The 5,163-nt window shown below is 32.3% G+C and carries 6 protein-coding genes; all 6 read left to right on the top strand.

Features of this window, described 5'->3' with window-relative positions; all coding sequences use genetic code 11:
- On the top strand, positions 1-1,074 hold a 1,074-nt coding region (atpA, locus tag QZ260_RS00030; RefSeq protein WP_295981314.1), incomplete at its 5' end, for a F0F1 ATP synthase subunit alpha.
- Between the two features lie 88 nt (positions 1,075-1,162).
- Positions 1,163-2,023: an ATP synthase F1 subunit gamma gene (gene atpG / locus QZ260_RS00025; RefSeq protein WP_295981312.1), complete on the top strand. Its 861-nt coding sequence runs from the start codon at positions 1,163-1,165 to the stop codon at positions 2,021-2,023.
- A gap of 244 nt (positions 2,024-2,267) precedes the next feature.
- A complete protein-coding gene (locus QZ260_RS00020; RefSeq protein WP_295981310.1) occupies positions 2,268-2,708 on the top strand; it encodes a hypothetical protein in 441 nt (146 codons plus the stop codon).
- A gap of 58 nt (positions 2,709-2,766) precedes the next feature.
- Complete coding sequence (locus tag QZ260_RS00015) at positions 2,767-4,227, top strand: oligosaccharide flippase family protein (RefSeq protein ID WP_295981309.1); 1,461 nt, start codon at positions 2,767-2,769, stop codon at positions 4,225-4,227.
- Between the two features lies 1 nt (position 4,228).
- Entirely contained in the window at positions 4,229-4,663 is a 435-nt protein-coding gene (gene dut, locus QZ260_RS00010) for a dUTP diphosphatase (protein ID WP_295981307.1), read from the top strand.
- A 114-nt stretch (positions 4,664-4,777) separates the two neighbouring features.
- Positions 4,778-5,163: sugar phosphate nucleotidyltransferase (locus QZ260_RS00005; protein WP_295981305.1), on the top strand; the 386-nt coding region annotated here is incomplete at its 3' end.

Here is a 5,163-nt window from a genome sequence, read left to right as displayed (position 1 = left end):
ATTGGTGACCGTCAAACGGGTAAAACAGCAGTTTGTATTGATACCATCATAAATCAAAAAGAATTTTACGATGCAGGTGAGCCTGTATATTGTATATATGTTGCTGTAGGTCAAAAGGCTTCAACAGTAGCTTTAATTGCTAAAAATTTAGAAGAAAAAGGCGCTTTAGCATACACAACAATAGTAGCTGCAAACGCATCAGATCCTGCTGCAATGCAAGTTTATGCACCTTTTACAGGAGCATCTATTGGTGAGTATTTTAGAGATACTGGTAGACCAGCTTTAATTGTATTTGATGATTTATCAAAACAAGCTGTTGCTTACCGTGAGGTATCTTTATTATTAAGACGTCCACCGGGACGTGAAGCATATCCTGGTGATGTATTTTATTTACACTCAAGATTATTAGAGCGTTCTGCAAAAGTGATTAATAATGACGCAATTGCTAAAGAAATGAATGATTTACCAGATTCGCTTAAGCCTATCGTTAAAGGTGGTGGTTCATTAACAGCATTGCCAATTATTGAAACACAAGCAGGTGACGTTTCAGCATATATTCCAACAAACGTAATTTCTATTACGGATGGTCAGATATTCTTAGATGGTGATTTGTTTAACTCTGGTGTTCGTCCAGCAATTAACGTAGGTATTTCTGTATCTCGTGTTGGTGGTAATGCACAGATTAAATCAATGAAAAAAGTAGCAGGAACATTAAAATTAGATCAAGCACAGTACCGCGAATTAGAAGCGTTTGCTAAATTTGGTTCAGATTTAGATGCCGTTACTTTAAACGTTATTAACAAAGGAAAGCGTAATGTGGAGATCTTAAAACAAGCTCAAAACGATCCGTTTACAGTTGAGGATCAAGTAGCAATTATTTATGCTGGATCTAAAAACTTATTAAGAGATGTGCCTGTTGAGAAAGTAAAAGAATTTCAAAGAGATTATTTAGAATTCTTAAAAGCGAAGCATGCAGATGTACTTAGTACGTTAAAAGCAGGAAAATTAACTGATGAAGTTACAGATATATTAACAGCTGTAGCAAAAGATTTATCAGGAAAATATAGAGCATAATTGTCATTCCTGCGAAGGCAGGAATCTCATGTTTTGAAGTTAAATTAAAATAGATTCCGCATTAGGTGCGGAATGACAAAAAGAGATTATGGCTAATCTAAAAGAAATACGTAACAGAATATCCTCGGTATCTTCAACGATGCAGATAACTAGCGCTATGAAAATGGTGTCAGCTGCAAAATTAAAGAAGGCCCAAGATGCTATTACGGCAATGCGTCCTTATGCAGATAAGTTAACGGAGCTTTTACAAAGTTTAAGCGCAACTTTAGATGCAGATTCTGGAAGCGCATATTCTGAGCAACGTGAATTAAAAAAAGTACTTATAGTGCCAATTACTTCTAATAGAGGTTTGGCAGGTGCTTTTAACTCAAATATCATTAAAGAAGTTAATAGATTGGTTTCTGAAACTTATGTAAATCAAGAAGTTTCTTATTTAGCTATCGGTAAAAAAGCAAATGATGCTTTTAAAAAGACCAATAGAGTTATAGCTAATAAAAGCGAAGTTTATGATGATTTAACTTTTGACAATGTTGCTGAAATTGCAGAGTTGTTAATGGAGAAATTTGTTGCTGGCGAGTTTGATAAGATCGAAATTGTTTATAACAAATTTAAAAATGCAGCTACTCAAATTATAATGACTGAGCAGTTTTTACCAATCGTCCCAATTGAAGGGGAGGTAAATAACAATGCAGATTACATTTTTGAACCTTCAAAAATTGAAATCGTAGAGCAATTAATTCCGAAGTCTTTAAAAACACAATTGTACAAAGGTGTTAGAGATTCTTTTGCATCAGAACACGGTGCGCGTATGACGGCTATGCACAAAGCAACTGATAACGCAACTGAACTAAGAGATCAACTTAAATTAACTTATAATAAAGCACGTCAAGCATCAATTACTAATGAAATTTTAGAAATTGTTGGAGGAGCGGAAGCTTTGAATAATTAGACTAAGCAGAGCGAAGTCAAATTTTCATATAGCAAAAGCTTTGAATAATTAATTAGAGTAAGCTCAAGACTCATGTAAATATGAAACTTTAAAATACATAATAAGTATTTTTATAAAACATCAAGCCTTACAATAGTAAGGCTTTTTTGTGGTATTAATTTTGGAATGGTATCTTTATAAAGTCAAATTATTCAAAATGAAAATATTCAAAAAAATTATATCAATTTTGATAACACTTATTGTAATGATAAATTTTTCAAGTTGCGCGGGTACATATAAACTAGAAAAATCAGTTCGGTTAACTATCGGAGAAGTTTATTATCAAAATTGGGTTGCAGGGGTTCAAGGTGGTGGTGCTGGTTTCAATATTTTTATTCCCGTTTCGGATAATCCTAAAAACATAATGTTTGATAGTGTTTATTTTAAGGGAAAGAAAGCTAAATTGGAATTTAGTAATAATACTATTTTTATTGGGCGTTTTAAAACCACAAAAAACAGAATAAGAGATATCAATATGATTAGTGACTCTAACGATGGGTTTTCTGAAAAAATACCTTTTAATTTAAATGATAATGAATGTGTAGTTAGTTATTTAAATAATAATAAAATAAAATACTTCAAAATTGAGAATATTATTAAAAAAGAGTCTATACTTTATCAAAAAACACCTTCTAAGAAGCTATAACCTATCTTTGGATTGCGTTTGCTAAAAACGTATTTTTAAAGACTTAAAACACAAATTTTTGAGCGGACTCAAAACATTATTTAAGCAAACATTTATTTATGGTTTAGCTACTGTGCTTCCCAGAATGCTTAGTTTCTTATTGGTTCGCCTTCATACAGATGAAAGTGTTTTAAAATCTGTTGCTGACTACGGAGATGTTTCTTTAATATTTTCCTATTTCGTATTATTTAATGTCATTTTAGCTTATGGAATGGAAACGGCATTTTTCAGGTTTTTTAATAAAGAATCTGATAAAGATAAAGTTGTTGGTACGTCTACTATCTCTTTAATGCTTACTTCATTAGGCTTTTTCGTCATTGCTTTAGTATTTCAAAATCAAATAGCAAAGCTTATTGATATAAAGGTAGAATATATCAACTTAGTTATCTGGATTTTGCTCTTAGATGCTTTAGTTATTATACCATTTGCATGGTTAAGAGCAAATTCAAAACCAATGAAATATGCTCTAATTAAAATTTTAAATGTGGTTATAAATTTAGGTTTAAATCTATTTTTATTACTGTGGCTTAAAGATCTGGCTATAGATAGCCTCGTGTTTGAATCTATTTATAAACCCAATTTTGAAATCAATTACATTTTTATAGCAAATCTTGTTGCCAGTGCATTTACTTTATTACTAATGCTGCCTTTTTATTTTAAAGTGAAATTTACATTCAATAAAGTTCTATGGAAACAAATGATGAGATATGCTTTTCCTGTTCTAATTGCAGGAGTAGCTTTCTCAATAAATGAGACCTTTGACCGTATTTTACTGGATAAACTATTACCAGAAGATATTGCAAAAACTGAGATAGGCATGTATTCTGCATGTTATAAGTTAGCGTTATTTATGATGCTCTTTGCGACCGCTTATAGATTAGGTGTCGAACCTTTCTTTTTTAGCCATGCGAAATCAGAGAATCCGAAGAAGAATTTCGCATTAATATTAGAGTATTTTGTCATTTTTGGAGCTGTCATTTTGCTTGTAATTATAGTTTTTGTAGATATTTTGAAAGTAATTTTTATTGGAAATGAAGCCTATTGGGAAGCCATGTGGATTGTTCCTATTATCTTACTTGCTAATTTTTGTTTAGGAATCTATCACAATCTTTCAGTTTGGTATAAAATTACTGACAGAACAAAATTTGGAGCGTATATATCAGTATTTGGTGCCTTATTAACGCTAGGATTAAACTTTTGGTTAATTCCTATCATAAGTTACAAAGGCTCAGCTATTGCAACATTAACTGCTTATGCGTCAATGATGTTGTTGTCCTATTATTTTGGAAGAAAATATTACCCAATACCTTATAATCTTAAAAAAATAGGCATGTATTTTTTGCTCTCAGTAACACTTTCAATGCTATCTTTTTATCAATTTAGAGAAAATTATATTGTTGGCGTATCTATGTTAATTGTATTTTTGGGCATAGTATATTTTGCTGAACAGAAAGTAATTAAACAACTTGTAAGAAGATAACATGCAAATCAAAATAATAAACAAATCCAATCATGATTTACCGCATTATGAGACCATAGCTTCAGCTGGAATGGATTTACGTGCCAATATATCAGAATCGAGAATTTTAAAACCATTAGAACGCAGTATTGTAGGCACAGGGCTATTTATAGAACTTCCTATAGGCGTAGAAGCCCAAGTGAGACCTAGAAGTGGTTTAGCGGCTAAAAAGGGCATTACGGTATTAAATGCACCAGGAACTATTGATGCAGATTATAGAGGCGAAATAGGAGTGATTTTAGTGAACCTTTCAAATGAGGATTTCATTATAGAAAATGGTGAGCGTATTGCTCAGTTAGTCATTGCTAAACATGAACGTGCTGAATGGGTTCAAGTTGAAGAACTTTCAGAAACTGATAGAGGCGAAGGTGGTTTTGGAAGTACTGGTACGAAGTGAAGAAAGAATTACAATTAACGATTTAAGAATAAAAATATTTGGGTAGTCGTTGGTTTTTTTAAAATTATAACTGATAAAATTCCCTCCTAGGAGTGAATGATAAAAATAAAATAAATGAAAATAATAGTACCAATGGCAGGACGAGGTTCTCGTTTACGCCCACATAGTTTAACAGTGCCAAAACCATTAATTCCAGTTGCAGGTCAACCTATAGTTCACCGCTTGGTAAAAGATATTGTTAAAGTTTTAAAGCAACCTATCGAAGAAATAGCTTTTGTTTTAGGTGATCCAGCATGGTTTGGAGACGATGTAGTAACTAGTTTAGTCGATTTAGCGACAAGTTTAGGAGCAAAAGCGTCTATCTATCGTCAAGATCAACCTCTTGGTACTGGTCATGCTATTATGTGTGCAAAACCATCTTTATCTGGCCCAGCTGTAATTGCTTATGCCGATACTTTGATAAGGGCAGAATTTGATTTAGATCCAACAGCAGATAGCGT

Source organism: uncultured Algibacter sp. (genome assembly GCF_905480415.1).
Lineage (GTDB): Bacteria > Bacteroidota > Bacteroidia > Flavobacteriales > Flavobacteriaceae > Algibacter_B.
Note: the sequence above shows the minus strand (reverse complement) of the source record. Positions and strands in the feature narration are given on the sequence as shown.

Bases quoted from the DNA above. Each gene is read 5' to 3' on its own strand.
- atpG (WP_295981312.1), top strand. From the start codon at position 1,163: ATGGCTAATCTAAAAGAAATACGTAACAGAATATCCTCGGTATCTTCA.
- QZ260_RS00020 (WP_295981310.1), top strand. From the start codon at position 2,268: ATGATAAATTTTTCAAGTTGCGCGGGTACATATAAACTAGAAAAATCA.
- dut (WP_295981307.1), top strand. From the start codon at position 4,229: ATGCAAATCAAAATAATAAACAAATCCAATCATGATTTACCGCATTAT.